The sequence below is a fragment of the Rhodoferax sp. genome (genome assembly GCF_028688795.1).
Taxonomy (GTDB): domain Bacteria; phylum Pseudomonadota; class Gammaproteobacteria; order Burkholderiales; family Burkholderiaceae_C; genus Rhodoferax.
This window is the reverse complement of record NZ_JAQTXM010000011.1, coordinates 84,518-111,319: the sequence shown is the minus strand read 5'-3', so window position 1 is coordinate 111,319 and position 26,802 is coordinate 84,518. Positions and strand designations below refer to the sequence as shown.

Here is a 26,802-nt window from a genome sequence, read left to right as displayed (position 1 = left end):
CCTAACCAGAGAGCGCCCAACCGCAAGTATTTAGTTAACGCCCGTCAACCTTCGATTCTTCGACATCCAGTCGACACCATTAACAACACATTCCCATGAATAAAAAACTTACCCCCCACGCCGCCCACCTCCTGGCCACTTTGGCGATGATTTCTTTCGGTGCCAGTGATGCCATGGCCATTGGCGGCGGCGGCGGCGCGCCCTGGGCCGACACCAATTGCGCGGGCAAACCTGTCAGCGGGTTCTATGTTCGCTCGGGCGGTCGGGTCGACGGCTTGCAGTTCGGCTACCGAAATGGGGGCTGGGCCAACAAGCATGGCTACGAGGGCGGCGCGGGAACCCTCGTCTCCCTGGACGCAGATGAAACCTTCACCGAGGTGCGCTACCGCAGTGGCGGTGCAGTTGACCAGTTGACATTCGTCACCAGCAAAGGCCGTGTCTATGGCCCCTATGGCGGCGGCGGCGGCGCGCCAGGCGTTTTCAAGGGACCCGACGGCGGCAGCCTGTCCTGTGTGTCCGGGCGATCCGGTAGTTCCATTGATGCAATCGAATTCACCTGGATGCAACCCACGTCCAAGCCCTCGGACAAGCCCAAAAAATCAGGCATGACCTCCAGCGCCAATTGCACGGCCTCGTCTTACGCCAATGGCAGTGGGGGCACGTCCGGGGGCAACGTGCAGGGCGGTGGCAGCGTGGGCAGCGGTGTGGTGTGTACCGACACCACCGGTTATGCCGACCAAAACGGCTATGCCAATGTCCAGTTGTCATGTCAGTCCGGCATGTTTGCCAACGCCGAAGGACAGGCTGGCGCCAACGGTGTCGCGGTGTGTGCGGATGCCAGCGTAGGCACCTCATGCAGCGCGACGGTGGCGGGCGGCGGCACCACGCAGTATGGCGGCGGTGGTGGTTCGGCCGGCGTCAGCGGCGGCGGCACCGGGGCCGGCACCTGCGGCGGCGTGACCTTCACCGCTGAAGCGGTCAACATCGCCATGTGCGGCACCGTTGCGCTCGATGTGGGGGTTGACGTGTGCATCAACGGCAGCGTGAATTACGCCAACATCTATGGTCGCACCGAACCCTTTGCCTCGCGTGCAGTGGCGCAAGCCGCCAAATGCGCCAGTTCCAGCAACGGGGCAGAGTGCGGCTTCACCGTGGGCGACATGCTGGCCAATTCGGCTGCACCCTATGTGGGCCGCGCCGCTGATTTCTTTGACAGCAAAAAAACCTTTCGCACGGGCGCAGCCATTGATGTCTGGAACGATTCCAGGGCCAGCGTTTTGCGCACGGGCAACTACACCAAGGCGGTGGACAAATATGTCGGCAACAATTTGAAAAACACCACGTACAGCGCGGTGGGCCAAGTGCTCAACACCAGCAATCAGTTGGTGGACATCGGCAAGTCCAGCGTTGAAACGGGCAAAAATATCGTCAACAAGGTTGGCAAGGAAGCCAATAACGTGACGAAAAAAATGAACCCGAAGAACTGGTAGTTCCACTTCACCAGGTTCGCTTGAGTAATGAAAAAGGACCCTCGGGTCCTTTTTTATGGCTTGAGTCGTTCGAGTTTTGACGCGCAGAGGAGGCAAGGTTCGCCTCAGTCAACCCGGTTACCAGTTTGCCTCGCGCTCCGGCGTTGCGCTGATTTTGTGAATGGAGATATCAGCGCCGTCGTATTCCTCTTCCTGGCTCAGGCGCATGCCCACGGTGGCCTTGAGTACGCCGTACACCAGCAGCCCGCCAGCGGCAGCCCAGGCCACGCCCATGGCAGTGCCGATCAGCTGCGCACCCAAGCTCACCCCACCCAAACCGCCCATCGCTTTGCTGCCGAAAATGCCCGCAGCGATGCCGCCCCAGGTGCCGCACAGTCCGTGTAGCGGCCACACGCCCAGCACGTCGTCAATCTTCCATTTGTTTTGTGTCAGGGTGAACATGGTCACAAACAGCGCACCCGCCACGGCGCCAACCACCAGTGCGCCCAGCGGGTGCATCAGGTCGGAGCCGGCGCATACCGCCACCAAGCCGGCCAGGGGGCCGTTGTGCACAAAACCAGGGTCGTTTTTGCCAGCCACCAGCGCGGCCAGCGTGCCACCTACCATGGCCATCAGGGAGTTGACCGCCACCAGGCCCGAGATTTTGTCGAGGGTTTGAGCGCTCATCACGTTAAAACCAAACCAGCCAACCGTCAGAATCCAGGCGCCCAGCGCCAGAAACGGAATGCTGCTGGGCGGGTGCGCCGAGATGCCACCGTCTTTGCGGTAGCGGTTGGCCCGCGCGCCCAGCAGCAGCACGGCGGGTAGCGCAATCCATCCGCCCACGGCATGCACCACCACGCTACCGGCAAAGTCATGAAATTCGGCGCCAGTCAGCCCCTTTAACCAGGCCTGCACACCAAAGTGCTGGTTCCAGGCGATGCCTTCAAAAAATGGGTAAATGAAACCGACGATCACCGCTGTGGCAATCAGCTGCGGCCAAAAACGTGCGCGCTCGGCAATGCCGCCGGAAATGATGGCCGGAATGGCCGCGGCAAAGGTCAGCAGGAAGAAGAACTTCACCAGCTCGTAGCCATTCTTGGCCGCCAGTTCTTCCGCACCAACAAAGAAATGGGTGCCGTAGGCCACGCCGTAACCCACCAGAAAATACACCACGGTGGACACCGAGAAGTCCACCAAAATTTTCACCAGCGCATTGACCTGGTTCTTCCGCCGCACGGTGCCGAGCTCCAGAAACGCGAAACCGGCGTGCATGGCCAGCACCATGATGCCGCCGAGAAGGATGAACAAGGCATCTGCGCCCTGTTTGAGTGCTTCCATGAGAACCTCTTTGAGTGAATTGCTTTGTATTGGTGCGTTCTTTTCCTATTTCATAAAAACGCACCAAAGTAAAGCAAGATTTGAGCCAAATTAAAAAGACAAATCCATGGCAGTGCAGCCAAAAGTCTTTCCAGTGTGTGCTTTTGGGCTGTCTTGATCGTTGGTAGAAAAAAGGCTGTGCGATGGGTTTGATCCTGGTCAGGATCGCGTGCGAGAAATGTAACCAAAGGTACTCAGAGGCTGCGAATTCGCATGTCAGGAGAATTTGATTTTTCTTAGACTGAATTTGCGTTCAATCAATCAATTCGGCCTGTCTGGGCGCAGGGCCATTAAGGGGAAATCATGTGCATTTCTTTAAGAATAAAAGAGTGCTTGACGGGGGATCTTGTGGTCGCGTCGGCCATCACCCAATCAGGCATCAACAACCGACAAGCAACACCGCGGCGGTGTAGGGAAGGTATGGCGGTCAGAGCTGTGCGCCTGCATTCTTTAAGTTCGGCTGCCGTCTGTGCCGCGATAGCTGGGGTTGGCTGGATTTCTCCGGCTCCGGCGGCTGCGGAGCCGGTTTTGGCGTGGACGACGGTCGTCAACAACAGCTTTGTGGCGCCAGATCCAACCAAGCCGGACTCGACCAAAGTGTTCAACAGCTACAGCCCCGCATCGGTTAACGACGAAGGGCTGGTTGTGTTTCGTGGTCGCACCCAGGGCGGTACCGAAGGCGGCACCGATGGCAGTACAGGCAGCGAAGGTGGTGGGCGGATTTCCGGGGTATTCCAGCGTGACATGAAGACACTTGGGCCGGTACAGGCCATTGCCACACAGGGATCGGCGGTACCCCAGCCGAACAACCTCGCCGCAACTTTCAATGAGTTCCCATCATTTGCGCGCATCGACAGCGGTTCGAACCTGATCGCCACGCGTGGGCAGTCGGGGCCAGTGCTTGAGTACCAGACAGGCATCGATCCTGTAACTGGTGAGCCCGTCACCACCCGAGTTGGTACTTCGGGAATTTACGCCACGCCTGGCGGCACGCTTACCACCGGGGCGAGCTTGTTGGGTGCTGTGCCTGGATACTCTCAGTTCCAGATTCCACCCGCGGCGGCAAGTGGAGTTGAAGGTTTGCGCTTTGACCAGTTCCCTGGTGCGCCCGCAGCGTTTGACGGCAAATACATTGCCTTCAAGGCCAACTACACCGACGCGGCCACCGTGGGCCAGACTGCCGTGTTCTACCGCGACATCACAAGCGCAGGAGGGTTGGAGCAAGCCGTGGCCATCGCCTGGCGGGGCATGGCATTGCCAAATGACCCATCGAAATTCTTTGGCTCAACGTCCCCACCCAGTGCCGCCAAGGGCAAGGTCGTGTTCACCGGGCTGGACAATGAAGATGCACCCACCGCAGGCGGCATTTACAGCGCCAAGGTTGGGCAAGCTGGTTTGACCACACTGGTCAGTATTGGTGAAGCCGTGCCAGCTGGCGCCACGAGCGGTAACGGAAATACATTGACCAGCTTGGGCGAAGGCCTGTCTTTCGATGGCCGGTATGTCTCTTTCTGGGGTGCTTGGGGCACCGAGACACGCAAGATCACATTGACCTGCCCGGTGGATGGCAATACGGCGGTGAAGGCGGCTTGCATGGCTCAAAGCGACAAAGATGCCAACGGTAGCCCCACGGGGCAAACGACCAAAGAGGTACCACTGCACCAAGGTATCTTTCAAAAGGACACCTTGACTGGCAAGTTGCAACTGGTCGCGCAGACTGGTACTGCTTACGAAGATTTCCTGTTCTGGAACTTCTCGGGTAATGCTGGCCAGGGTGGTCCTGCCGATACAGAAGAGGAGGAAGGCCCGCGTTGGCGTTCCACTGCATTCATCGCTGCCGATGGCACCAAAGTGGCCTTCAAGGCGACCCAGCCAGCTACTCTCGATATACCAAGCATCTTTGGGATCTACCTCGACATGAGCGATCTGCTTGATCCATTTGCGCTGCTGACGTCAGCCATGTCTGGTGGCGTATTGGACTCTATGGCGCAAGACATGAAAATTGTGGCACTGTCCATTGAGCGTGACTCCTTCCGCAATGGCTGGCTGGCGGTAAGTGCCAGCATGGCGAATGCGGAGGCCGGTTGGGCTGGCGTTTATCTGACACAAATACCAGAGCCGTCCAGCGTGGCGCTGGTGCTGCTGGCACTTGGCGTACTGGTGGTCTCAAAAAGTCGTCGAACCCGGCTGAATGGTGAGTTCAGCCTTTGATCAACAGTTCAACCCAGGAGAAACGTATGAAGATGCGAAAGACCAATATCACCCGCGCAGCTGTGGCTGCTGCAATGGCACTGCTGGCCGTGGCCGCAGCGCCGGGCGCGCTGGCACAGGATCAAACTCGGGACCAAACCCGAGACCAACTCAAGGACGGAACTGGCGATCAAACGCCAGACCGGTTGCGTGATCAAGACCGGCTGCGCGATGCCATGTATGGCAGTCAACTGATGACACAGCAGGAGCGCGCCGCGTATCAGGCCAAAATGCGCACCCTTAAGACTGAGCGAGAGCGCGAAGCCTACCGTCTGGAACACCATAAAAAAATGCAGGAGCGCGCCAAGGCGCAGGGCATGACGTTGCCTGAAACGCCACCAAATCCCCGTCCAGGGATGGGTCCCGGCCCGGGTGCAAGTACTGGCACCAGCACAGGTCCTGGCCCGGGTGCTGGCAATAAAAAATAGTTGATTGTGCTCAGGATGCGGTTAAACCCATTCAGGCCGGCGCCTGGATGGGTGTAAAGGCTACCATCGGAGGATGGAAGCCTTTTTAATCTCAACCGGTATCGTCGCCCTGGCCGAAATGGGCGATAAAACCCAACTTCTCGCACTCATTCTGGCGGCACGTTTTCGCAAACCCTGGCCAATTGTGTGGGGCATTTTTGTCGCCACCGTCGCCAACCACGCCATGGCTGGTGCTGTCGGCGCCTGGGTTAATAGTGTGCTGGGGCCAGACGTGTTGCGTTGGGTGCTGGGCGTGTCTTTCATTGCCATGGCGGTGTGGATGCTGATCCCCGACAAGATGGATGACGATGGTGACCCCAGTGCGCCGCGTTTCGGAATTTTCTGGACCACGGTGGTGGCGTTCTTTCTGGCCGAAATGGGCGACAAGACACAAATCGCCACCGTCATGCTGGCCGCCAAGTACCAGGCTTTTTACTGGGTCATAGCCGGCACCACGGTGGGCATGATGCTGGCCAACGCACCGGTGGTCTGGCTCGGTGAGCGCATGACCCGGTTGGTGCCGCTGCGCGTGGTGCACATCGTGTCAGCGTTGATTTTCATGGGGCTGGGCGTGTGGGCGCTGTTGGCAGAATTTTAATGAATGCTATATATTAAATAGCTGCTTGCGCTTGATATATAAGGGCTAGAGGTCTAAAAACCTTAATAAATTAAGCCCCAACCTTCAAAAACAAATCTTGGTCGGGTGCAAAGTTGGCGTGCAGCGGCATCAGCGCGCCGCCTAGCGCCCCGGCATCCGGGCCCACGTTGCCGGCAATCACGTTGGCTGGCCACAGGCCTTCCCAGTTGTAACGTTGCAGGGCTTGCCCGGTGTCACTGATCAGCTGGGCGAGTAGCGCGCGGGAAAACGAGCCGTCAATGACCACGGCATCAATGTCCAGAAACGCGGTGCCACTGACCACGGCGTGCGCCAGCGCGTTGGCCGCCTGCTTGAGCCAGGCCTGGGTTTCGGGCGCATAGGCGGGCGTAAGGGCGCGTTCGTCGTAAGCACCATGCGGGTCAAGTCCTTTGGCGATCAGACGTTGCTCCAGCTCCCAAAGCGAGGCGTGGTGCAGCAGTTGGGTGGGCGGTGTGTCGCCCTGCGCCAGGCTGGACGGAAGCGACGCCACCGCGCCAGCGTTGCCATGCAGGCCCGTGTGCAAGTGTGAGTTGATGACCAGCCCGCCACCCACAAAGGTGTCGACAAACAGGTACAAAAAGCTTTTCAGGTCGCGCCCGCGCCCTTGAACCAGTTCGGCCACGCATGCGGCTGAGGTGTCTTTGGCAAAACTCACCGGCACATCCGTCATGGCTTGCACTTGCGCGCGTAAGTCAAGCTGGTTCCAGGCCTCGGACTGGGCCTCGGACAAACCCAGCACCTTGTGCCAGCCGCCCATTTGAAAGGGTGCGGCTACACCCACGCCAACCAGCCGGTCTTTCAGGTCACCCAAGTGCTCGCGCATGGCGTTCAGGCGGCTGGCGATGGCAGGCAGCAGCGTGGCAGCGTCTGGAAAAGCGTAGTCCAGGTTCTCGCGTTGGCGCACCTGGCCGGCAAAATCCACCAGCAGCCAGTCGGCACTGCGCCGGCCAATCTTGATGCCGATCGAAAACGCGCCATTCGGGTTGAGCGAGATCGGCACCGACGGCTGGCCGATGCGGCCGCGCACGCGGGCTTGTTTGAGGACCAAGCCATCGTCTTCCAGCCGGGTCGTGATCAGGCCAATGGTTTGCGCCGTCAGGCCCGTGACCCGCGCCAGATCGGCCTTGGGCAAGCTGCCATTGAGGCGAATGGCCTGCAGCACCACACGTTCGTTGAACTGGCGCATGCCAACGTGGTTGGAGCCGCGCGGTCGCAGCACGGCAGGGGGTTCAACGGCAGTGGGGTGGCGCGGAGGTGTCATGGGCGCAGATTTTCGCCGATGACGCCTTTGCGAAGGATGAAGTTGCCAAAGGGTTGCTTTTCGCCGGTCAGCACAATGGCGTAGGCGGCGCGCGCGCGATCATAAAAAGCATAGCGCTCTACGGGCTCTGCGCTTTGGCTGGGCAGCATTTCCGGCTGAATCAGGGTGATGACGTCACGTTGCAGGGCAGAGCGGTAACTGGCGGGTTCACCGCTCACGGCCATGAAGCCCACCGGGTGTGGCACGTCGGCGGCCAGCGGCAGCAGCGCGCTGATGGCCTGCACCGCTTGCAGCATCGACGCACCCGGTAGCCGGATCACCGGTTTGCCGGCAGCGATGCTCATGGCGGTGAAGTTGGCGTCTGCCAGCACCAGCGCATCGTCGTGGCCCATTTCCATCATGATTTTGAGCAACTCGGGCGTGAGCAGGGGGGAGATTCCTTTGAGCATGTTTAACTTTTAGGCGTGGGCATTGGCAGGCAATTCATCCACCGTCTTGGCGCCGGTCATCACCGCCACGGTGTCGCTCATGCTGATGGTTTTGGGGTTGACCACGGCGGCGCGTTTGCCCAGGCGCTGGATGTGGATGCGGTCGGCCACCTCAAACACGTGCGGCATGTTGTGGCTGATCAGAATCACCGGCAGGCCCTTGTCGCGAACGCGGCGAATCAGTTCCAGCACCATGTTGCCTTCTTTCACGCCCAGCGCCGCAGTGGGCTCGTCCATGATGACGACGTGCTGGGCAAAAGCCGCCGCACGGGCTACTGCCACGCATTGACGTTGGCCACCCGACAGGGTTTCCACCGCTTGTGTCATGGAGCGGATGCCGACCTTGAGCTCCTGCATCCGGGCAATGGCTTGCGCCAGCATTTCTTTCTTGTCCAGCAGGCGCAGCAGTTGGCCCAGCATGCCGGGTTTGATCAACTCGCGGCCCAAGAACAGGTTCTCGGCAATGCTCATGGCGGGTGCCACGGCCAAGTCCTGGTACACCGTCTCGATGCCGGCTTTGCGGGCATCAATGGGGGACTTGAACCGCACCGGTTTGCCGTCGAGCAGCAGTTCGCCTTCATCGGGCACGGTGGCGCCAGACAGGGCTTTGATCAGGGATGACTTGCCGGCGCCGTTGTCGCCAATGATGGCCATGATTTCGCCGGCGCGCAGCTCAAAGTCGGTGCCATCAAGTGCGGTGACCTGACCGTAGCGTTTGACGATGCCTTTGGCCTGCATGACCAAGGGTTGTGTGGTGGTGCTCATTAGCGCGCTCCTTTGCGAGACATTTGGTCAGCCGCTACCGCCAGAATCACCAAGATGCCGGTGATCAATGTTTGGTAGACCGAGGCCACACCCATCAGGGTCAGGCCGTTGCGGAACACGCCGACGATGACCGCACCGACCAGCGAGCCCAAAATGATGCCGCGCCCGCCAAACAGGCTGGTGCCGCCCAACACCACGGCGGTGATGGCGTCCAGGTTTTCGGTCTGCCCGGCGTTCGGGTCACCGACGCCGGTGCGCGCCACCGACAGCATCGCGGCAATACCGTAAAACAGGCCGGCCAAGGCATAGACCGTGATCAGCACGCGGTCCACATTGATGCCGGTCAGGCGCGCCGCTTCCGGGTTGTTGCCCACCGCGTACAGATGGCGGCCAGGGGCGGTTTCGCGCAGCACAAACCAGGCCAGCGCATACAAAAACAGCATGGTCACGGTGCCCAGGCTGACTTCGGTGCTGCCCAGGTTGAAGGTCTCGCCCAACGCCGTCATGACACTGGGCAGGTTGGTGATGGTTTGTGACTCTGAATAGATTTGGGTGATGGCAAAGGCAATGTTCAGCGTGCCCAAAGTGACAATAAATGGCGGCAGCTTGATGCGTGTCACCAGCAGGCCGTTGATCAGGCCAAAACCGGTGGTCACGGCCAGCCCGCACATGATGGCCGCATACGGGTCCATGCCGTAATTGGCGGCAAATTTGGTCATCACCACGCCGCCCAAGGCCATCACCATGCCGCACGACAAGTCAATGCCGGCGGTCAAAATGATCAGCGACTGGCCAATGGCCAACACGCCCACCACCATCACCTGTTGCAGCACCAACGAGAGGTTTTCGCCGCTCAAAAATCGGTCAGACTGGGTGGTAAAAAACAGGCAGGTCACCGCCAGGGCAAGCCAGGGGCCAAGGGCTCCCCAGGGAATGGGGCGTTTGGTTGTCGTGGACATCACAGACTCCGTGTGAAAAATGAACGATGTAGCCATTGCGAGGGCAGCGCGGCAATCCAGGCGGGCATGGATGGCCGCTTCGCTGTCGCGCCTCGCAATGACGCCTACTTAGAAAATTACTTGGTGCCCCAGCACAGGTCCATGCCAACCTTGGTGTCCTTGCTGTCCACGCCGGCCACTGGTTTGCCAGCAATCAGGGTCACGCCGGTGTCGGTGTAGCCAGAGACTTTCTTGCCAGTCTTTGCGTATTCCACGCCTGCCGCCACGCCCATCGACGCCATCTTCAGCGGGTATTGCTGCGACGTTGCGGTGATGATGCCGGCAGCGGTGTCCTTGATGCCTTGGCAACCACCGTCCACCGACACAATGATCACGCCTTTTTCTTTGCCGGCCTTCTTCAAGGCGTTGTAGGCACCTGCAGCGGCTGGTTCGTTGATGGTGTAAACCACGTTGATGTCAGGGTTCTTTTGCAGGCAGTTTTCCATGGCGGTCTGGCCTTTGGCCTGGTTGCCGTCAGTGTCGCCAGCACACACGGTCTCAGGCGTGGAAGACAGTTCGTTGGATTTGGCGTCATTGGCTTTCAAGCCAAAACCGGTCATGAAGCCGTTGTGGCGTTGTGCGCCCACCGGGTGGCCGGGGAACAAGTCGAGCATCGCAATCTTGGCAGGTTTGTTGCCCAACGCCGCCTTGGCATATTGGCCAATCAGCACGCCGGCCTTGTAGTTGTCAGTGGCAAACAGGGCATCAGCGCCGTCAAACGGGCTGTCCAGCGCAATCACTTGCACACCCTTGGCCTGCACCTTTTTCACGGTCGGGATGATGGCGTCGCCTGTGGAGGTGATCAAAATTGTCTTGGCACCAGCGGCGGCCATGTTTTCCAGGGCTGTGATCTGGCTGGCGGTGTCGCCGTCTTTCTTGCCCGCAGCGCTGAGCAGCTTGGCACCGGCTTTCTTGGCTTCGGCCTGTGCGCCTTCCTTCATCTTGACGAAGAATGGGTTGGTCTCAGTCTTGGTGATCAGGCCAATGATGGGCTCGTTGGCGGCAAACGCGGCGGTGGTGGCCAGGGTCAGGGTGCTCAACAGCAGGGTGGTCGAAAACTTCATGGTTGTGTTCCTCTTTGGTCTGTGTCCTTGCGGGACGATCGGTTGGCTCTGGTGCAGGTTGCTTCAGGCTGGCCTGCGGGTAATTACGCTTGTTTGTCTAGCGTGGCTGAACTATAGTGGCAGAATAGTTACTAAATCAAGTTGTTTTAGTTATGGAAAACCCTAATACCATGCAAATAAATTCTTCTGTCCAAGTCGCCACCGCAGGCGAAGCCTTGATCGATTTCATTGCCCATGCCGATGGCCGGTTTGAGCCGTGTCTGGGCGGTGCGGTCTACAACCTGACCCGGGCGCTGGCCCGTCAAGAGGTCGGTACGCTGTACCTCAACCCCCTGTCGCGCGACCGGTTTGGCCAGCGTTTGGCGCAGGGTCTGGTTGATGACGGTGTGCATCTGGCCGTGCCCGAGCCAGTGGTTCAGGTCACTTCGTTGGCGGTGGTGAATGTCAATGAACAAGGCCACCCTGATTACGCGTTTTACCGTGAAGGCGTGGCAGACCGGGCCACCACGGCCACCGCCTTGACCCAGGCCTGCCACGACCTTGAGGACTTGACGCTGGTTTGTACTGGTGCCCTGGCGTTGTCACCGGACGATGCAGACACCTATCTGCCCTGGCTGGCTGCGCAGCGCCAAGCCGGCCGCACCGTGGTGATTGATGCCAACCTGCGCCCTTCTGTCATGCCCAATCTGGAGCAGTACCGTCGCCACGTGCTCACGGCGTTGCAGTACGCCGACGTGATCAAGGCCAGTGACGAAGATCTGGCCTGCCTGAACCTCCCGGGTGCGAACGCCTTGGCGCAGGCGCAGCATCTGCTGCACAGCAGTCGCGCCAGCGTGATGGCGCTCACCTTGGGTGCTGAAGGCGCGGCTTTGCTGACCCGCCATGGCCAGGTGTTTCAGGCGCAAGAACAAGCCCCCGTATCGGTGGTTGACACGGTGGGTGCAGGCGACTGTTTTCTGGCCGGGTTGGTGGCTGCGATGCTGGGGCACAAACTGTCCACGGATTGGGGCAGCGCAGCGGTGGCTGCCGACGTGGCCAAGCACTTGCTCGGCAGCGCCATTGCCAGTGCCAGCCTGTGTGTGATGCGCCGCGGCTGTGTGCCGCCAACGCGCGCCGAAGTGGCATTGCGGCTTGAGCAGCACCCTTGCGTGTTCATTCCCTGATCACGCCGCGTTGATATACTGGCAAAGCGCCGATTTGCCAGAATTGCGGGCGCATAACAAGTACCGCTAAAGATGCCTGCCCACCCGGTTTTGCCTTTAGCGTCACACATGAAACTTAGTGGAACAGACCGCAGTGACGCGAAGCGCCCCAGTTCTGTCCCCAACTGATTGACATCTTGATGATCGCTACGCCACAGTCCATGCAATTTGCTGCTGCCTTGCCTTTGCAAAGCGGCGCATCACTGCGCGACTACCACCTGAGCTTTGAGACCTACGGCACGCTCAACGCCGCCAGGTCCAACGCGGTTCTGGTTTGTCACGCCTTGAACGCCTCGCACCATGTGGCGGGCGTGTACGCGGGGCAGGACAAGAGCGAAGGCTGGTGGGACAACATGATTGGCCCCGGCAAGCCGCTTGATACGAACAAATTCTTTGTCATTGGTGTCAACAACCTGGGCTCGTGTTTTGGCTCAACTGGCCCAATGCACACCAACCCCGACACCGGCCGCGTTTACGGCGCAGGTTTTCCGGTGGTCACGGTGGAAGACTGGGTCGATGCCCAAGCCCGTTTGCTTGACGCGTTGGGCATTCAAACCCTGGCCGCCGTGATGGGTGGCAGTTTGGGCGGCATGCAGGCCCTGAGCTGGACGCTGCAGTACCCAGGCCGTGTGCGCCATGCGCTGGTGATTGCCAGCGCGCCCAACCTGACGGCAGAAAACATCGCCTTCAACGAAGTTGCCCGCCGCGCCATCACCACCGATCCCGAGTTTCATGGCGGCCATTTTTACGACCACGGCACCGTGCCCAAACGCGGGCTGCGCATTGCCCGAATGATTGGCCACATCACCTACCTGAGTGATGACGTGATGAACGAAAAATTTGGCCGCGACCAGATTGCCCCTGCGCTTGTTGCTTCGCTTGCGGCGCTGCCGCCCGGGGATGTGCGCGCCACATCTGCTGTGCCCTACAAATTCAGCACGCTGGAGGCCGAGTTCCAGATCGAAAGTTACCTGCGTTACCAGGGTGACAAATTTGCCGAATACTTTGACGCCAACACCTACCTGCTGATCACCCGCGCCCTTGATTATTTTGACCCAGCCCGCCGTTACAACGGCAACCTGAGCCTGGCACTGGCTCGGGCCAGCGCCAAGTTTTTGCTGGTCAGCTTCACCACCGACTGGCGATTTGCCCCCAAGCGCAGCCGTGAAATCGTCAAGGCGCTGCTGGACAACAAACGCGATGTCAGTTATGCCGAAATCGACGCGCCTCATGGGCATGATGCCTTTTTGCTTGATGATCCCCGTTATATAAGCGTAGTGCGCTCTTATTTTGAAAGCATTGAGGTGCAAGCATGAGCGACCCGCACCTGATGAACGCCCTGGCGCAACTGGTCCCAGAGGGCTCGCGGGTGTTGGACCTGGGCTGTGGCGACGGCGCCATGCTGGCGCACCTGAAAGCCACGCGCGGTTGCACCGGTTATGGCGTGGAGATTGACGACGCCAATGTGCTAGCCTGCGTCAAGCGCGGTGTCAACGTCATTCAGCTCAACCTGGACGAAGGTCTGAGCATGTTCGAGGACGCTTCGTTTGACGTGGTGCTGCAAATTGACACCCTGCAACACCTGCGCAACGCCGAGGTGATGCTGATTGAAACCGTGCGCGTGGGGCGCCTAGGCATCGTCGCCTTCCCTAACTTTGCCCACTGGCCAAACCGCCTGAGCGTGCTCAAGGGCCGCATGCCGGTGACCAAGCGCCTGCCCTACCAATGGTTTGACACGCCCAACATCCGTGTTGGCACCCATGCCGACCTGGGTGTGCTGGCGCAAAGCAGCGGCCTCAAGGTGCAGGACAGCTTTGGCCTGCAGGACGGCGAAGTGGTGCGCTGGTTACCTAATTTGCTGGCGGGTACCTCGGTGTACCAACTGTCCCGGTGATTCCGGCTGAAGAAGACAGGTTTTAGTAGGCAGCCAGGAGTTGCCGATCTACGCGATTCAAACCAGACACTTGGAACCATTTGGTGTCGGCTCGCCTTGACCAGCTATCAACTGGAAAAGACGCAGAAAATAGCCCTTTTAAAAATGAGGTCCTTGTGAATCAATCCCTTGCCAATTCCGAACTCATCGCAACTTTCAGGAGGGCGGAGGTAGATGCCGCTCACAAATTCGGATTGATCAAAGCTGCTCAAAAGAAAGGGCCCAAGGCCATTCAGACGGCCGTCGAAACTGCTGCAAAAGCAGCTAAACGCAGGGATTCGTATGCAAAAAAGCTGGCTGTCCTAGGGGTGAGTCTCACGGATTGAGCCGGACTCAGCACCCGCATTAACGCGGCAGCGCTGTCGCACAGACCTTAAACTAATGCGAACCGTTCAGATACCTACATGAGACAAGCCATGCATTACCGTACCGCCACCCTGTTTGACCCCCTGCAAGTGGGCGACCTCTCCCTTGCCAACCGCGTCGTCATGGCCCCGCTGACGCGCAACCGCGCGCCTGATGCCGTCCCGACGCCGCTCATGGCCCTGTATTACAGCCAGCGCGCTAGCGCCGGCCTGATCATCAGCGAGGCGACGGCCATCAGCCAGCAAGGCCAAGGCTATTCAGACGTGCCCGGCTTGTACGCCGAGGAACAAGTAGAGGCCTGGAAGCCGGTGACCCAGGCGGTGCACAAGGCTGGCGGGAAAATCGTTTGCCAGCTTTGGCATGTGGGCCGGGTCTCGCACACCAGCTTGCAGCCGCATGGGGCAGCGCCTGTGGCGCCCTCGGCCATCACGGCCAAAACCAAAACCGTGTTGATCAAGGACGGTGTGCCGAGCTTTGTCGACACCTCTGAGCCGCGTGCTTTGCAAGCCTACGAGTTGCCCGACATCGTGCATGCCTATGTGGCCGCTGCGCGCAATGCGGTGCACACCGCTGGTTTTGACGGGGTGGAGATTCATGCCGCCAATGGTTACTTGTTGGACCAATTCCTCAAGGTCGGCTCTAACCAACGCCGTGACGACTTTGGTGGCAGCGTCGAAAACCGTGCCCGCTTGCTGCTGGAAGTGGTGCGCGCCGTGACCGATGCCGTGGGTGCTGGCAAAGTCGGCATTCGCCTGTCCCCAGTGACCCCGGCCAATGATGCGTTTGACCCAGACCCGCAACCCTTGTTTGACTACGTGGTGCGCGAGCTGGCGCCGTTCAATCTGGCTTATGTGCACGTTATCGAAGGCGCCACCGGTGGCCCGCGTGTGTTGCCAGACCGCCCGTTTGACTACACCGGCCTGCGCCGCGCTTACCGTGCTGCGGCTGGCAAAGGCGCCTGGATGATCAACAACGGTCTGGACAAGGCGCTGGCGCAGGAAGCCGTCGTGGGTGGTGCCGATCTGGTGGCGTTTGGTCGCCCGTTCATTGCCAACCCGGACTTGGTGGAGCGCCTGCGCAAAGGCAAGCCGCTCAATGAAGGCGACCGCAACACGTATTACGGTGGCGGCGCCAAGGGGTACACCGACTACCCCACGCTCAAAGGCTAAAGCGCCAGCCAGCCCAACGCATCAGCCACATGGACCGCCGACTTTTTTTATACACCTCTCTGGCTGCATCGGCAAACCTGGCCGCTTGCGGCGGTGGTGGCAAGGGCAGCGACGCGGCCGCTGCGAATCTGCTGCCCTTGGCACCAGCGCCCATCGCCAGCCAACCGATCGCGCCCACCACCCCGGCGGCAGAATGGCCGCAAGACTACGTGGCCGACACCAGTGGCCGCATTTTTTACGTGTCACCCGCGGGCAATAACAATGCCGCTGGCTCATTGGCTGCGCCCTTTGCCACCGTGAGCCACGCGGTGACCGTGGTGGCCGCTGGCGACACCATTGTGCTGGCCGATGGCACCTATGCCGAAGACGTCTGGTTGACGCAGTCTGGCGCGCCGGGCCGCTACATCACCCTGCGCGCAGCCAACCCTGGCATGGCCAAGTTGGTGGGGCCACTGGGCAGTTATTCGGCGCTGGCCATGGCCAATGTGGGCTGGATTCGGGTGCAAGGTCTGGATGTGCAGGCCCACCTGGGCCACGGCATTGAAAGCAACAACAGCCACCATATTCAGCTGGTGGGCAACACCTGCCATGATTGTGGTGGCAGCGGCATCAGCCTGGAGGCGGGTGACTATTACCTGGTTGAGACCAATGCGGTGTTTCGCAACGCCAGCACCAATGTGCACCAAACCAGCGGCATTTCGATTTACCAGGCCCGCGCGTTTGATGCGGCAGCGGGCTTTCACATCGTCATACGACGCAATCTGGTGCACTCAAACGTCGAGTCGGCCGCGGTTGTGGCCGCGCACAGCGAGGGCAACGGCATCATCCTTGACGATTTTCACAACAGTCAAGGCGGCGCTACCTCAGGCAATTACAGCGGCAGCACGCTGGTCGAAAACAACATCGTGGCCTTCAACGGCGGCGACGGCATTGCGGCGTATGAAAGCGACAACGTCACGGTGCGGCACAACACGGTGGCATTCAACAACACCGACCTGTCAAACCCCGCCACCTGGCGCGCAGAGCTCAGCAGCGGTCAGGGCCGCAACAACCACTGGTACAACAACCTTGCTGTGTGCAACACACAAACCAGCCCCAACAGCAATGCCTTACTGGAGGCGGTCACCGATGATTTTCAAAACACCGGTGCCGCCTGGGCTGGCAACCTGCTGTTTGATGTGGCTGCGCCCACGCGCAACGCCGTGCTGGTCGCCGGCGCTGGTAACACTTTGTCGCTGACCCTGGTCAGCAGCAGCAACCTGCTGCGCCAGGACCCCGGCTTTGTTTTGCCCCTGGTTGCCGGTCAAGCGGACACCTTCAGGCTGGCTGCAAACAGCCCCGCCATCAACACCGCACTGCTGGCGCAGGCCGCTTTGGTGGACTACGCCAACCAGGCCCGCGGGGCCCAGCCAGACATTGGGGCGTTTGAGCGGGTGTGACGCTCAAGCCACGCTGATGGCTGCCGTCAGGGTGTGTTGCTGCCCCGGTGCCAGCGTGACCTGATCCGGCCCGGCGTTGCAGGTTTCCACGCACAGCATGTCCTTGAATTCAGCGGCTGCCATGTCGGCAAAGGTTTTTGCACGCTCGCTTCCTGGGTTCCACACCACGGTCGAGCTGCTGCCCTGCTTGGCCACGCAAATACTGCGGCTCCAGGCCTTGTCGTCAATCAGGCAGTCGGCTGTGGTGTCAAAGTAAATACGATCTGTTTCGCCCGTGAACGCAACGGCACCGGTTTGCTTGGCCTTGGCAAAGTTTTGCACCTTGTCCAGGTATGCGCAACCGTCCAGCCCCTGCACCATGGCTTGTGCAATGTCGCTTACGCAAAAGTAGCTGTGCAAGGCATCGGTGATCGTGAAAGCTGCTGTGCCTGTGTTTTTGGTGACCAAGGCCACGGTCAGGGTTTGGCCCACGGTGACCACCAGCTCCAGATCAAAGGCAAAGTCCCACAGTGTGCGGGTGCTGGCGTCATCAGTTGTTCCCAGGCGCAGCACCACTTGCCCGGCCGCATCCTGCGTGGCTTCACGCATCTCCCATAGGCGGGTGCGCACAAAGCCGTGGGCCGGCAGCCCGTCACGGGCGCCAAACCACGGCCAGCACACCGGCACGCCGCCACGCACGCCTTTGCCCGGCTCGTACACCGCAGCTTTGGACACCCAGAGCACCGGTTGTTGCCCGGCTGGCTGAAATGCCAGCACCTGCGCGCCCTGCAGTGCCACGCGGGCGCTGGCGTGAGGTGTGTGGATTTCAGCCACGGGCAAGCCCGCGCCGCTGTCGACAAAATGCAGCAGCCCAGCCAAGCCAAAGCGGGTGTTGAGGGTGTCGATGGGTTGAGTCATGTGATGTCCTATGTAAAAATGCTATGTTACTAATAGCTGCTTACGCATGTAAATAAAGGGCTAGAAGGTGATTTCTATACAAAAATACACCCCCATCGCCCGCCACTGCTTGTGCGACACTTTAAGTCCTGAACCACTGCTTTTGCCAGACCCATGCCCCGTTTTGCTGCCAACCTGAGCTTTTTGTACCCCGAGCTGCCGTTTTTGGCGCGCTTTGAAGCCGCTGCGTGTGACGGCTTCACGGCGGTGGAATATTTGTTCCCCTACGCCTGGGCCCCGCAAGAACTGGCAGCCTGCCTGCAGGCCAATGGCTTGCAGCAGGTGCTGATGAATGCGCCCCCGGCCGGTGCTGATTTGGCATCTGCAGCGGCAGCGTGGGACGCGGGTGAGCGCGGCTTGCTGTGTCTGGCCCATCGGCAGGCCGAATTCCGCCACAGTGTCAGACTGGCGCTGGACTACGCTGGCGCGCTGCAGTGCCCGCGCATTCACGTCATGTCAGGTTTGGTGCCGGCAAGCGTGGCGCGTGAATCGCTGCTGGACGTGGTGGCTGGCAACCTGGCCTGGGCCTGTGCGCAAGCCGCAGCGCAGGCCGTGACGCTGCTGATTGAGCCCATCAACCTGCGTGACATGCCCGGTTACTTCCTGAACCGGCAAGACCATGCGCACGAGATTCTTGACGCGGTGGGTGCGCCCAACCTGCAGGTGCAGATGGACCTCTACCATTGCCAGATTCAAGAGGGCGACCTGGCCAGCAAGCTGCGCCGCTACCTGCCCACCGGGCGCATTGGCCACATTCAAATTGCTGGCGTGCCCGAGCGCCAGGAGCCCGATGTGGGCGAATTGAACTACCCGTATCTGTTTGATGTGATCGACGAGCTGGGTTACAGCGGCTGGGTCGGGTGTGAGTACCGGCCGCAGCGTGGTGCGCAAGCGGGTGGCACCTCAAGCGGGCTTGGCTGGCGCCAGTCGTATGCGCCAAGTTTTTAGATGTTTTTGGCCTCTAGCCCTTTAAATTCGTGCGTAAGAAGCTATATTAAATATAGCATCTAAGGCAGCACCTCGGCCGGCTCCTGCGGGCTCGCCTGGCCCAGTTTGCGTTCGGTGATGTCTTTGATCAGACCCACAAAATGCGTCACCTCACGCCGGTGGTTACGCCAGGGAAAAATGGTCAACTCGTTCCAAAAGGCGGAGTAATCTTTTCGGTAGTTCAGGACTTCGCCAGAGAAGATCGTGCCATTTTTTTGCGCCTGCCGCATCTCGTTGAGCGTCTGCTGATCAGTCCCCGGGCCCTGAAAAAAGCGGCAAGTTCGCCCCAAAGTCTCGGCCTTGCTAAAGCCTGACAGGCTGATGAAGGCGTCGTTCAGGGCAAGAATGATCCCGTTGGCATCGGTGATCAGCACGCCCTCCTGAACCGCATTGAGTTCAATCTGGCTCATGCGAAACAAGACTTCAGGGGCGTGGGCTGTGCAATGGTCTGCCATGGTTGTCCTTTCTGGAAAACGTGGACCGGGGCCAAATTTTGGCTTTGCAGCTGGCGTTGTACGCCATTTGCGGCTGCGTTGCACCGGGCCCTGAGAATTTTTTAACGTCGGCGGTCATTATTTTGGCGCCGACACTGTTTTGGGGACATGGCATGATCATGGTCATCGCCCATGAACCATGTCAGGAGTTTTGATGAATGCACGTCTACCCGCCTCACTTTTGAACACCGCCCAAGCCCTCACTCAAGTCAGCCAGGCCTGGGACGATGACCTGGTCAAGCAACTCTCTGGCTATATCGCCGTCCCGGCCAAGTCGCCCATGTTTGATGCCGATTGGGCCACGCATGGCCTGATTGACACGGTGGTGCAGAACGCTTTTGAGTGGGTGCAGGCGCAAAAGGTTCCTGGCTTGACACAGGAAATCGTTCGCCTGCCCGGGCGCACGCCGGTGCTTTTCTTTGAGGTGGCCGCGTCAACCGGCAACACCAACCAGGCGGTGTCTGACCAAACCGTGCTGATGTACGGGCATCTGGACAAGCAACCCGAATTCACCGGCTGGCGCGCTGACCTTGGCCCGTGGACGCCCAAATATGAAGACGGCAAGCTGTATGGCCGTGGCGGTGCCGACGATGGCTACGCCATCTACGCCGCCATCACCGCCATTCAGGCCCTCAAAACTCAGGGCGCGGCGCACCCGCGCATCGTGGGCCTGGTGGAAACCTGCGAAGAAAGCGGCTCCTACGACCTGATGCCCTACATCGACCTGTTGCGAAAGCGCCTGGGCGACGTGGGCCTGGTGATTTGCCTGGACTCGGGCGCCGGCAATTACGACCAACTCTGGCTTACCAGCAGCCTGCGCGGCATGGCCAGCGGCACGCTCAGGGTCGAGGTGCTGACCGAGGGCGTGCACTCGGGTGACGCCAGCGGCTTGGTGCCATCAAGCTTTCGCATCCTGCGCCACCTGCTGGATCGCCTGGAAGACAGCGCCAGCGGCCGACTGTTGCCCGCCAGTTTTCACTGCGAGGTGCCGGCCGACCGATTGGCCCAAGCCAAAGCCACCGCAGCCATTCTGGGCGAAGAACTTTACAAACGCTTTCCCTGGGCCCACGCCGATTGCGGTGGCAGCAGCAGCCAGAGCATGTTGCCCACCACGCAAGACCCGCTGCAAGCTTTGCTGGCGCGCACCTGGACACCCACCTTGAGCGTGACCGGTGCCGAAGGTCTGCCAGAACTCAAAAACGCCGGCAACGTGCTGCGCCCATACACCGCCTTCAAACTCAGCCTGCGCCTGCCCCCGCTGATTGACGCGGCCAGCGCTGTGGCCGAACTCAAAACCCTGCTCGAAGACAACGCCCCCTACCAGGCGAAGGTGACGTTTGAAGGCGGCGCAGGGGCCACCGGCTGGAACGCGCCCAACACCGCACCGTGGTTTGAGCAGGCGCTAAACCAGGCCTCCAAAGACTACTTTGGCGCACCCTGCGGCTACATTGGCCAAGGCGGCACCATTCCGTTGATGAACATGTTGAGCACCGGGTTTCCCAGGGCGCAAATGATGGTTTGCGGTGTGCTTGGGCCCAAAAGCAACGCGCATGGTCCGAACGAGTTTCTGCATGTGCCGTACGCCAAAAAGCTTACCGCAGCTGTGGCGCAAGTGATTGCAGCTGCCGCCACGGCCTGAGGCCTAGCCCCGTCTGCTTTGGATAAATTGGCCTCTTCTTGACATCTATCAACGACCCGTGCGACGCCAAGACGCAAGCTAGCGCAAAAGTGGTTCACCCAAGGGGATTGATGTCATGAAAAAGCTGTTTGGTGCGATGGCACTGGTGCTGCTGACCAGCGCCTGTTCATCCATGCTGCCCAAAGCGTCTACCGATGCGTCTAACTTCCAGAGTTTTGACGAAGCGCGCGCTGCCGTAGAGAAGCTGCAGCCAATGAAAAGCGACCGGCAATCGCTTGAAAACAATGGCTTCAATCTCAAGTCGCACCCCAACATCAAGTTGTTGACACATGCCGACGTGGTGCGGCTGTTTGTGCCCACCAGTTTGCTCAAGCGCGAAGACCTGGACCCCGGCATCTTGAAGTGTCTGGAGGCGCGCGATGCCTGCCGCGGCATGGAGGTCACCGAGTCCAGAATGTCCCGGGTACGCACTGGCAATTTCTGGACCGATTTCACCAACTTCAAGCGCCGCACCGAGACCACCGGCTGGCGGCTGGACGCGCTGATTTTATTTGTGGATGACCTCGTGGTGTACCGCTCATGGGGTGGGCAGCCCGCCATCAATGAGGTTGAGGTCAGAACCAACCCCCTGGGCCCGTTTCAGGAAATTGGCCCTGCAATGCTGACAACCCAGTGAAGCGCCGTCCCGCTACAGTTTTTCTGTCTCGCCAGAGCGTGGTTGCCACTTCATCAGGCGTTTCTCAAGCATCCCCACCAAGCTGTCAAGTAGCAGCGCAAAGACGGTCAGCACCACAATGCCGGCCATCACGGTGTTGATGTCAAAGCTGCCTTCGGCCTGCAAAATCAAATAACCCACGCCCTGGCTGGAACCCAAATACTCCCCCACCACCGCGCCGACAAAAGCCAGCCCGACGCTGGTGTGCAATGAGCTGAACACCCAGCTGGTGGCGCTGGGCAGGTACACATGGCGCAGCAATTGGCGCGCATCGGCACCCAGCATGCGGGCATTGGCCAGCACCACCGGGCTCACCTCTTTCACGCCCTGATAAACGTTGAAAAACACAATGAAAAACACCAGCGTGACGCCCAGTGCCACCTTGGAGCCCATGCCCAGGCCAAACCAGACGGAGAAAATGGGCGCCAAAATGATGCGCGGCATGGCGTTCATGGCCTTGATGTAAGGCTCAAGAATGGCCGATGCCATGGGTGCCAGCGCCAGCCACAGGCCACCGCCCAGCCCCAGCCCGGCGCCCACGGCGAAAGCCATCAGGGTTTCGGCCAGCGTCACGCCCAGGTGTTGGTAAATGTCAGCATCTGTCACAAACCATGCCCAGATGCGTTCGAACATCTTCAGCGGCTCGCCAAAGAAAAAAGCGGCCTGGCTGTCGTTGTCAAACATCATCGGCGGGATCAAGCCCGGCACGGTCATCACATGCCAAAAGACAAACAGGGCCACCAGCAGGCTCAGCTGCCAGAGCCATAAATTACCGTTTTTGGGTTTGATCAGTTTCCACATAAATGCCTATTTTTTTGCGACACCCGCACAGCGGCAGTCTTTGACGGCTTCCTCGTACTGGGGTACCAGAAATCGTCAGCCGCCAAAGCCAGCCACTGCGCTAGACACTTCATGAAGTCATGCCGCTTTCAGTTGTTGTTGGTAACCCTTGAGCACTTCCTCACGCAGCACCGCCCAAATGGCTGCGTGCAACTCCAGAAAACGTGGCGTGGTCTTGATCTCGGCCACGTCACGCGGGCGTTCGATGTCAATGCGGAAATCACCCATCGGATGGCTGCCCGGCCCGGCGCTCATCACCACCACGCGGTCGCTCAGGGCGATGGCTTCGTCGAGGTCATGGGTGATGAACAGCACCGCCTTTTTCTTGGCCTGCCAGATGTCGAGCAACTCGTTTTCCATCAATTGGCGGGTCTGGATGTCCAAGGCTGAAAATGGCTCGTCCATCAAAATAATGTCGGGGTCAAGCACCAGCGTTTGCGCCAGGCTCACGCGCTTGCGCATGCCGCCGCTCATCTGGTGCGGGTAACGGTCGCCAAAACCACCCAGACCGACGCGTCGCAGCCAGTCGTTGGCCTGGGCTGCCGCTTGCGCCTCGGCCACGCCGTGAAACTGCAAACCGGCCGACACGTTTTCCAGCGCCGTGCGCCAGGGCATCAGGCTGTCGGCCTGAAACATGTAACCGGCACGCCGGTTGATGCCCGTCAGCGGCTGGCCAAAGACCTGCACCGTGCCCACGCTCGGACTCAGCAGCCCGGCGCCCACATTCAACAGCGTGCTTTTGCCGCAGCCCGTGGGCCCAACCACGCTGACAAACTCGCCGGCGGCCACCGTCAGGTTGACATCTTGCACTGCCGTGTAACGCTGGCCGGGCTTGTCCTTGCTGACAAAGGTGCAGGCCACGTCCTGCAGCGTGAGGGCTGCTGTCATGTCAACCCTTGGGGTATTTGGCGTTGGCCTTTTTGACGAAGTCGTTGGTGTAGACCGCCATCAAATCCAGCTTGGCTGCGGCGATCTTGTCGTCCACACTGGCCAGTGCTTTGAACGCCGTCTGGGCACCTTTTTCCGGAATCATGCCGTCTGGTGACAAGGCACCTTTGGCGGCCAGGAAGGCGTCAATGTAGACCGCGCGGTCACCCAGCAAAAAGCCTTCGGGCACAGCCTTGATGATCTCTGCCGCGCCGGCCTTCTGGATCCATTTGTTGGCGCGCACCATGGCGTTGGTCAGGGCTTGCGTGGTGTTGGGGTTTTTGTCAATAAAAGCTTGTGGCGCATACAGGCAGCCAGCGGGCATGGGGCCGCCAAACACCTTGTCAGATTCGACCACGTTACGGGTGTCCGACACAATTTTCAGGTCGCCCGAGCGCTGCAGCAGGGTGATGACCGGGTCGAGGTTGCTCATGGCGTCAATTTGGCCAGAACGCATGGCGGCGACAGCGCCGTTGCCTGTGCCCACGCCAATGATGCTGACATCGGTGGGCTTCAGGCCGGCTTTGGCCAGAATGAAGTTGACCATGACGTTGGTCGAGCTGCCCGGCGCTGACACGCCGATTTTTTTGCCCTTCAGGTCGGCAATCGACTTGTAGTTGGGCATGGTTTTGGGGTTGATGCCCAGCACAATTTGCGGTGCTGCGCCCTGCAGCACAAAAGCACGCATCTTTTGGCCCTTGAACTGCATGTTGACGGTGTGTTCAAACGCCCCTGAGACCACATCGGCACTGCCGCCCACCACCGCTTGCAGGGCTTTGGCGCCACCGGCAAAGTCGACGATGGTCACGTCTAGCCCCTCGGCCTTGAAGTAGCCCAACTGTTCGGCAATGGTTAAAGGCAGGTAATACAGCAAATTTTTGCCGCCTACGGCCAGGGTGACTTTGGGTTTTTCAAGCACTTGCGCCAGCGCCCAGTGAGGCAGGGTGGCGGCAGCGAGGCCGCCCGCAATCAGGTGTCGTCTTTGCATGGGATTTGTCTCCAAAGTTATGAATGGATGGGCAGCTTCTTGGGTGGCTGCCACGGACAAATCATACTTGCCCAAGTCAAGGCGAGGGTAAACCAGAGTGCCCGCGCCCTTGTTCAGTATGGGCAAACAGCTACAAAATTCATGGCCCTTTCCAGCGTGTGTCGCTTCACCGAGTCACGCTATCGCCCTGCGGCTGGGGTGGCGTGCCAGCCAGATCAGGGCAGCACCTGTGAGTGCCACAGGTATCAGGGAGCCCATGTTGAGCAATTGCCAGCCTTGGGTGGTCACCAGCACACCAGAGGCAAATGAACTGACTGCGGTGGTGGCAAACACAAAGAAATTCAGCGCGCCTTGCGCCCGGTCTTTCTCTTGAGGCGTGTAGGTTTGCAGTGACAAGGTGGTGCTGCCAGTGAACAGAAAATTCCAGCCCACACCTAGCAAAAACAGGGCAATCAAAAACTGGTGCAGGTCCACGCCCGAGAGCGCGATGGCGATGCATACCGCGTTGAGCACCACGCCAATGCCCATGATGGGCAGGACACCAAAACGCTTGATCAAATGGCCAGTAAAAAAGCCCGGGGCAAACATGCCAATCACATGCCATTCCAGCACCAGCGCCACATCACTGAAAGGCAGGCTGCACTGCTGCATGGCCAGCGGCGTGGCGGCCATCAGCAGGTTCATCACGCCAAAGCCCAGCGCGCCACTGACCGCAGCCACGATGAACATCGGCTGGCGCATGATTTCGCGCAGGGGACGACCGTCATCATTGAGTTTTTTGGCCGGTGTGGGTGGAAACGTGATGAAAGCCAGCACGGCCATCGACAACAGCGCTACCCCGGCAAGCGCCAAATATGCGCCCATGAAAGGCACGGTGGTGAGCGTGCGTGTCTGCGCCGCCAGGTTCGGCCCGGCCACGGCACCAATCAGGCCACCGGCCATCACCATCGACACGGCTTTTTCCTTGTAACCCGCGCTTGCCAGCTCGGCGGCGGCAAAACGGTAAAGGTTGGCATTGGCGTTGTAGTAGCCAGCCACCACGGTGGCGGCGCACAGCAGCCAGAAGTTGCGGCTCCAGGCGGCGTAGGCACACAACAGGGCGCTTAAGCAAGCCACCACCAGCCCCATTTGAAACGACGTTTTGCGACCAAAACGGTGCTGTGTCTTGGCCACCAGCCCGGTCGAAAACGCCCCACCCACCACATAACCCATCACCGGCAGCGTGGCCATCCAGCCCAAGGGGGCCAGACTGAAACCCACCAAGCCGTTGATGGCAATGAAGGTGACGTTGTTGGTCAGGAAGAGTCCCTGGCAAATGGCCAGTAGCCAGAGGTGTCGGTTCATGGGGAGATGTCAGGGTGGAGAGTAAGGCCAGCATTTTCGCAGGTTCAGTGCCAGCCACAGGCCTTGCCGATTGACATCTATTTGACATGTTGCCCCGTTAACTTTGGCGCATTAACCAGGAGTTAGCATGGGCACGGCGATTCACATCAATGCATTGAACAAGACATTTCGCGGCGGGCGCAAGGCGCTGCATGACATTCATCTGACCATTCATGCAGGTGAAATGGTGGCGCTGATTGGTGCCTCGGGTTCTGGCAAGTCCACCTTGCTACGTCACATGGCAGGCTTGATGGCCGGGGACGGCGCGGGCCACGGTCTGATCCAGATCCATGGCAAGACCGTGCAGAAAAACGGAAAAATCGCATCTGACATTCGCCGCACGCGTGCCCGCATCGGTTTTGTCTTTCAGCAATTCAATCTGGTGGACCGCTTGCCGGTGATCGTCAATGTGCTGGCGGGTACGCTGCACCGGGTGCCGTTGTGGCGCAGCCTGCTGCGCTGGTTCACGCCCGCCGAGCGCATCCGTGGGGTTGAGGCCTTACGGCGTGTTGGCATCGCTGAGTGCTGCGACCAGCGTGCGTCAACGCTGTCGGGCGGCCAGCAGCAGCGCGCAGCCATTGCCCGTGCCATGGTGCAGGGCGCCCAGGTGATTCTGGCGGATGAGCCAATTGCCTCGCTTGACCCGGAGTCTTCCCGCAAGGTGATGGACATTCTGGCGCAGGTGAATCGCGAGGACAAATGCACCGTGGTGGTGTCGCTGCACCAGGTCAATGTGGCCATGAAATATTGCCCGCGCACCGTGGCCCTGCATCAGGGCCGGGTGGTGTACGACGGGCCATCCGCTGCGCTTACCCCCACCTTGCTGCGCGAACTGTATGGTGCCGAAGCCGACGACATCCTGTCGCTTGGCGACCACATCTCCAGCCTGCAAGACAGCAAGCCGGCGGCCGTGCACCTGGTCTGGCCTGCCCCGCTGGCAGCACATGTCCCGCAGGCTTGCGCGGCCTGAATTCGATTTTTCTCTCTTCTCAAACTTCAAAGGAA

26 protein-coding genes are annotated in these 26,802 nt (G+C 59.8%); 14 read left to right on the top strand and 12 right to left on the bottom strand.

Features of this window, described 5'->3' with window-relative positions:
- Window positions 1-95: 95 nt before the first annotated feature.
- Entirely contained in the window at window positions 96-1,490 is a 1,395-nt protein-coding gene (locus tag PHQ58_RS10360; protein ID WP_300110813.1) for a jacalin-like lectin, read from the top strand.
- A gap of 117 nt (window positions 1,491-1,607) precedes the next feature.
- On the opposite strand, the gene PHQ58_RS10355 is transcribed toward PHQ58_RS10360, so the two are convergent.
- Entirely contained in the window at window positions 1,608-2,810 is a 1,203-nt protein-coding gene (locus tag PHQ58_RS10355) for an ammonium transporter (RefSeq protein ID WP_300110811.1), read from the bottom strand.
- A 459-nt stretch (window positions 2,811-3,269) separates the two neighbouring features.
- Between PHQ58_RS10355 and PHQ58_RS10350 the strand changes: the two genes are divergently transcribed.
- The 3 genes from PHQ58_RS10350 (at window position 3,270) to PHQ58_RS10340 (ending at window position 6,164) form a co-directional block, all read left to right on the top strand.
- Window positions 3,270-5,060, top strand: coding sequence for a PEP-CTERM sorting domain-containing protein (locus tag PHQ58_RS10350; protein WP_300110809.1), 1,791 nt, complete (start codon window positions 3,270-3,272; stop codon window positions 5,058-5,060).
- Between the two features lie 26 nt (window positions 5,061-5,086).
- Window positions 5,087-5,527: a hypothetical protein gene (locus PHQ58_RS10345; protein ID WP_300110808.1), complete on the top strand. Its 441-nt coding sequence runs from the start codon at window positions 5,087-5,089 to the stop codon at window positions 5,525-5,527.
- A 73-nt stretch (window positions 5,528-5,600) separates the two neighbouring features.
- A complete protein-coding gene (locus PHQ58_RS10340) occupies window positions 5,601-6,164 on the top strand; it encodes a TMEM165/GDT1 family protein (RefSeq protein WP_300110806.1) in 564 nt (187 codons plus the stop codon).
- Window positions 6,165-6,234: 70 nt separating this feature from the next.
- Here PHQ58_RS10340 and PHQ58_RS10335 read toward each other — a convergent pair whose 3' ends face one another.
- The 5 genes from PHQ58_RS10335 to PHQ58_RS10315 form a co-directional block, all read right to left on the bottom strand.
- Window positions 6,235-7,464 carry an ROK family transcriptional regulator gene (locus PHQ58_RS10335; RefSeq protein ID WP_300110804.1) on the bottom strand — a complete coding sequence of 410 codons (1,230 nt, stop codon included), beginning with the start codon at window positions 7,462-7,464 and terminating at the stop codon, window positions 6,235-6,237.
- Entirely contained in the window at window positions 7,461-7,913 is a 453-nt protein-coding gene (locus PHQ58_RS10330; RefSeq protein WP_300110802.1) for an RbsD/FucU domain-containing protein, read from the bottom strand. Before PHQ58_RS10330 ends, PHQ58_RS10335 begins: the two co-directional genes overlap by 4 nt.
- 9 nt (window positions 7,914-7,922) lie before the next feature.
- A complete protein-coding gene (locus PHQ58_RS10325) occupies window positions 7,923-8,717 on the bottom strand; it encodes an ATP-binding cassette domain-containing protein (protein WP_300110800.1) in 795 nt (264 codons plus the stop codon).
- Entirely contained in the window at window positions 8,717-9,676 is a 960-nt protein-coding gene (locus tag PHQ58_RS10320; RefSeq protein WP_300110798.1) for an ABC transporter permease, read from the bottom strand. Before PHQ58_RS10320 ends, PHQ58_RS10325 begins: the two co-directional genes overlap by 1 nt.
- Before the next feature lie 116 nt (window positions 9,677-9,792).
- Window positions 9,793-10,779 (bottom strand): sugar ABC transporter substrate-binding protein, encoded by a 987-nt coding sequence (locus tag PHQ58_RS10315; RefSeq protein ID WP_300110797.1) that lies wholly within the window; start codon window positions 10,777-10,779, stop codon window positions 9,793-9,795.
- Window positions 10,780-10,949: 170 nt separating this feature from the next.
- On the opposite strand from PHQ58_RS10315, the gene PHQ58_RS10310 reads away from it, so the two are divergent.
- The 6 genes from PHQ58_RS10310 (at window position 10,950) to PHQ58_RS10285 (ending at window position 16,888) form a co-directional block, all read left to right on the top strand.
- The gene (locus PHQ58_RS10310; RefSeq protein WP_300110795.1) at window positions 10,950-11,942 is read left to right on the top strand and encodes a PfkB family carbohydrate kinase; all 993 of its coding nucleotides are present in this window, start codon (window positions 10,950-10,952) and stop codon (window positions 11,940-11,942) included.
- A 173-nt stretch (window positions 11,943-12,115) separates the two neighbouring features.
- On the top strand, window positions 12,116-13,297 hold the full coding sequence (locus PHQ58_RS10305) for a homoserine O-acetyltransferase (RefSeq protein WP_300110853.1): 1,182 nt from the start codon (window positions 12,116-12,118) through the stop codon (window positions 13,295-13,297).
- Window positions 13,294-13,875 carry a methionine biosynthesis protein MetW gene (gene metW / locus PHQ58_RS10300; RefSeq protein ID WP_300110793.1) on the top strand — a complete coding sequence of 194 codons (582 nt, stop codon included), beginning with the start codon at window positions 13,294-13,296 and terminating at the stop codon, window positions 13,873-13,875. The genes PHQ58_RS10305 and metW overlap by 4 nt, the downstream gene beginning before the upstream one ends.
- A gap of 155 nt (window positions 13,876-14,030) precedes the next feature.
- A complete protein-coding gene (locus tag PHQ58_RS10295; RefSeq protein WP_300110790.1) occupies window positions 14,031-14,240 on the top strand; it encodes a hypothetical protein in 210 nt (69 codons plus the stop codon).
- 90 nt (window positions 14,241-14,330) lie between these two features.
- The gene (locus PHQ58_RS10290) at window positions 14,331-15,449 is read left to right on the top strand and encodes an alkene reductase (RefSeq protein WP_300110788.1); all 1,119 of its coding nucleotides are present in this window, start codon (window positions 14,331-14,333) and stop codon (window positions 15,447-15,449) included.
- A gap of 29 nt (window positions 15,450-15,478) precedes the next feature.
- The gene (locus PHQ58_RS10285; protein WP_300110785.1) at window positions 15,479-16,888 is read left to right on the top strand and encodes a right-handed parallel beta-helix repeat-containing protein; all 1,410 of its coding nucleotides are present in this window, start codon (window positions 15,479-15,481) and stop codon (window positions 16,886-16,888) included.
- Window positions 16,889-16,891: 3 nt separating this feature from the next.
- Here the strand turns inward: PHQ58_RS10285 and PHQ58_RS10280 are convergent, their stop codons facing one another.
- The gene (locus tag PHQ58_RS10280; RefSeq protein WP_300110782.1) at window positions 16,892-17,785 is read right to left on the bottom strand and encodes a D-hexose-6-phosphate mutarotase; all 894 of its coding nucleotides are present in this window, start codon (window positions 17,783-17,785) and stop codon (window positions 16,892-16,894) included.
- 153 nt (window positions 17,786-17,938) lie between these two features.
- Here PHQ58_RS10280 and otnI point away from each other — a divergent pair, with 153 nt between their 5' ends.
- Window positions 17,939-18,772: a 2-oxo-tetronate isomerase gene (gene otnI, locus PHQ58_RS10275; RefSeq protein ID WP_300110780.1), complete on the top strand. Its 834-nt coding sequence runs from the start codon at window positions 17,939-17,941 to the stop codon at window positions 18,770-18,772.
- A 59-nt stretch (window positions 18,773-18,831) separates the two neighbouring features.
- Here the strand turns inward: otnI and PHQ58_RS10270 are convergent, their stop codons facing one another.
- On the bottom strand, window positions 18,832-19,266 hold the full coding sequence (locus tag PHQ58_RS10270; RefSeq protein ID WP_300110778.1) for a PAS domain-containing protein: 435 nt from the start codon (window positions 19,264-19,266) through the stop codon (window positions 18,832-18,834).
- 193 nt (window positions 19,267-19,459) lie between these two features.
- Here PHQ58_RS10270 and PHQ58_RS10265 point away from each other — a divergent pair, with 193 nt between their 5' ends.
- Window positions 19,460-20,944, top strand: coding sequence for a M20 family metallopeptidase (locus tag PHQ58_RS10265; protein WP_300110775.1), 1,485 nt, complete (start codon window positions 19,460-19,462; stop codon window positions 20,942-20,944).
- A gap of 115 nt (window positions 20,945-21,059) precedes the next feature.
- Window positions 21,060-21,620, top strand: a complete 561-nt coding sequence (locus tag PHQ58_RS10260) for a hypothetical protein (protein ID WP_300110772.1) — start codon at window positions 21,060-21,062, stop codon at window positions 21,618-21,620.
- A gap of 12 nt (window positions 21,621-21,632) precedes the next feature.
- Here PHQ58_RS10260 and PHQ58_RS10255 read toward each other — a convergent pair whose 3' ends face one another.
- The 4 genes from PHQ58_RS10255 to PHQ58_RS10240 all read right to left on the bottom strand — a co-directional run bounded on the left by PHQ58_RS10255 (window position 21,633) and on the right by PHQ58_RS10240 (window position 25,758).
- A complete protein-coding gene (locus PHQ58_RS10255; RefSeq protein WP_300110769.1) occupies window positions 21,633-22,460 on the bottom strand; it encodes an ABC transporter permease in 828 nt (275 codons plus the stop codon).
- Window positions 22,461-22,577: 117 nt separating this feature from the next.
- The gene (locus tag PHQ58_RS10250; RefSeq protein ID WP_300110765.1) at window positions 22,578-23,387 is read right to left on the bottom strand and encodes an ABC transporter ATP-binding protein; all 810 of its coding nucleotides are present in this window, start codon (window positions 23,385-23,387) and stop codon (window positions 22,578-22,580) included.
- Between the two features lies 1 nt (window position 23,388).
- The gene (locus PHQ58_RS10245; protein WP_300110763.1) at window positions 23,389-24,414 is read right to left on the bottom strand and encodes an ABC transporter substrate-binding protein; all 1,026 of its coding nucleotides are present in this window, start codon (window positions 24,412-24,414) and stop codon (window positions 23,389-23,391) included.
- A gap of 174 nt (window positions 24,415-24,588) precedes the next feature.
- Window positions 24,589-25,758, bottom strand: a complete 1,170-nt coding sequence (locus PHQ58_RS10240) for an MFS transporter (protein ID WP_300110761.1) — start codon at window positions 25,756-25,758, stop codon at window positions 24,589-24,591.
- A 127-nt stretch (window positions 25,759-25,885) separates the two neighbouring features.
- Between PHQ58_RS10240 and phnC the strand changes: the two genes are divergently transcribed.
- The gene (gene phnC, locus PHQ58_RS10235; RefSeq protein ID WP_300110759.1) at window positions 25,886-26,767 is read left to right on the top strand and encodes a phosphonate ABC transporter ATP-binding protein; all 882 of its coding nucleotides are present in this window, start codon (window positions 25,886-25,888) and stop codon (window positions 26,765-26,767) included.
- Window positions 26,768-26,802 lie beyond the last annotated feature (35 nt).

What these genes read in the sequence shown, in the direction of transcription:
- PHQ58_RS10345 (WP_300110808.1), top strand. Translation starts at nt 5,087, where the DNA reads ATGAAGATGCGAAAGACCAATATCACCCGCGCAGCTGTGGCTGCTGCA.
- PHQ58_RS10285 (WP_300110785.1), top strand. Translation starts at nt 15,479, where the DNA reads ATGGACCGCCGACTTTTTTTATACACCTCTCTGGCTGCATCGGCAAAC.
- PHQ58_RS10250 (WP_300110765.1), bottom strand. Translation starts at nt 23,387, where the DNA reads ATGACAGCAGCCCTCACGCTGCAGGACGTGGCCTGCACCTTTGTCAGC.
- PHQ58_RS10310 (WP_300110795.1), top strand. Translation starts at nt 10,950, where the DNA reads ATGCAAATAAATTCTTCTGTCCAAGTCGCCACCGCAGGCGAAGCCTTG.
- PHQ58_RS10320 (WP_300110798.1), bottom strand. Translation starts at nt 9,676, where the DNA reads ATGTCCACGACAACCAAACGCCCCATTCCCTGGGGAGCCCTTGGCCCC.
- PHQ58_RS10340 (WP_300110806.1), top strand. Translation starts at nt 5,601, where the DNA reads ATGGAAGCCTTTTTAATCTCAACCGGTATCGTCGCCCTGGCCGAAATG.
- PHQ58_RS10240 (WP_300110761.1), bottom strand. Translation starts at nt 25,758, where the DNA reads ATGAACCGACACCTCTGGCTACTGGCCATTTGCCAGGGACTCTTCCTG.
- PHQ58_RS10290 (WP_300110788.1), top strand. Translation starts at nt 14,331, where the DNA reads ATGCATTACCGTACCGCCACCCTGTTTGACCCCCTGCAAGTGGGCGAC.
- PHQ58_RS10330 (WP_300110802.1), bottom strand. Translation starts at nt 7,913, where the DNA reads ATGCTCAAAGGAATCTCCCCCCTGCTCACGCCCGAGTTGCTCAAAATC.
- PHQ58_RS10360 (WP_300110813.1), top strand. Translation starts at nt 96, where the DNA reads ATGAATAAAAAACTTACCCCCCACGCCGCCCACCTCCTGGCCACTTTG.
- PHQ58_RS10315 (WP_300110797.1), bottom strand. Translation starts at nt 10,779, where the DNA reads ATGAAGTTTTCGACCACCCTGCTGTTGAGCACCCTGACCCTGGCCACC.
- PHQ58_RS10270 (WP_300110778.1), bottom strand. Translation starts at nt 19,266, where the DNA reads ATGGCAGACCATTGCACAGCCCACGCCCCTGAAGTCTTGTTTCGCATG.
- PHQ58_RS10265 (WP_300110775.1), top strand. Translation starts at nt 19,460, where the DNA reads ATGAATGCACGTCTACCCGCCTCACTTTTGAACACCGCCCAAGCCCTC.
- PHQ58_RS10350 (WP_300110809.1), top strand. Translation starts at nt 3,270, where the DNA reads ATGGCGGTCAGAGCTGTGCGCCTGCATTCTTTAAGTTCGGCTGCCGTC.
- PHQ58_RS10335 (WP_300110804.1), bottom strand. Translation starts at nt 7,464, where the DNA reads ATGACACCTCCGCGCCACCCCACTGCCGTTGAACCCCCTGCCGTGCTG.
- PHQ58_RS10260 (WP_300110772.1), top strand. Translation starts at nt 21,060, where the DNA reads ATGAAAAAGCTGTTTGGTGCGATGGCACTGGTGCTGCTGACCAGCGCC.
- otnI (WP_300110780.1), top strand. Translation starts at nt 17,939, where the DNA reads ATGCCCCGTTTTGCTGCCAACCTGAGCTTTTTGTACCCCGAGCTGCCG.
- phnC (WP_300110759.1), top strand. Translation starts at nt 25,886, where the DNA reads ATGGGCACGGCGATTCACATCAATGCATTGAACAAGACATTTCGCGGC.
- PHQ58_RS10355 (WP_300110811.1), bottom strand. Translation starts at nt 2,810, where the DNA reads ATGGAAGCACTCAAACAGGGCGCAGATGCCTTGTTCATCCTTCTCGGC.
- PHQ58_RS10280 (WP_300110782.1), bottom strand. Translation starts at nt 17,785, where the DNA reads ATGACTCAACCCATCGACACCCTCAACACCCGCTTTGGCTTGGCTGGG.
- PHQ58_RS10245 (WP_300110763.1), bottom strand. Translation starts at nt 24,414, where the DNA reads ATGCAAAGACGACACCTGATTGCGGGCGGCCTCGCTGCCGCCACCCTG.
- PHQ58_RS10325 (WP_300110800.1), bottom strand. Translation starts at nt 8,717, where the DNA reads ATGAGCACCACCACACAACCCTTGGTCATGCAGGCCAAAGGCATCGTC.
- PHQ58_RS10255 (WP_300110769.1), bottom strand. Translation starts at nt 22,460, where the DNA reads ATGTGGAAACTGATCAAACCCAAAAACGGTAATTTATGGCTCTGGCAG.
- metW (WP_300110793.1), top strand. Translation starts at nt 13,294, where the DNA reads ATGAGCGACCCGCACCTGATGAACGCCCTGGCGCAACTGGTCCCAGAG.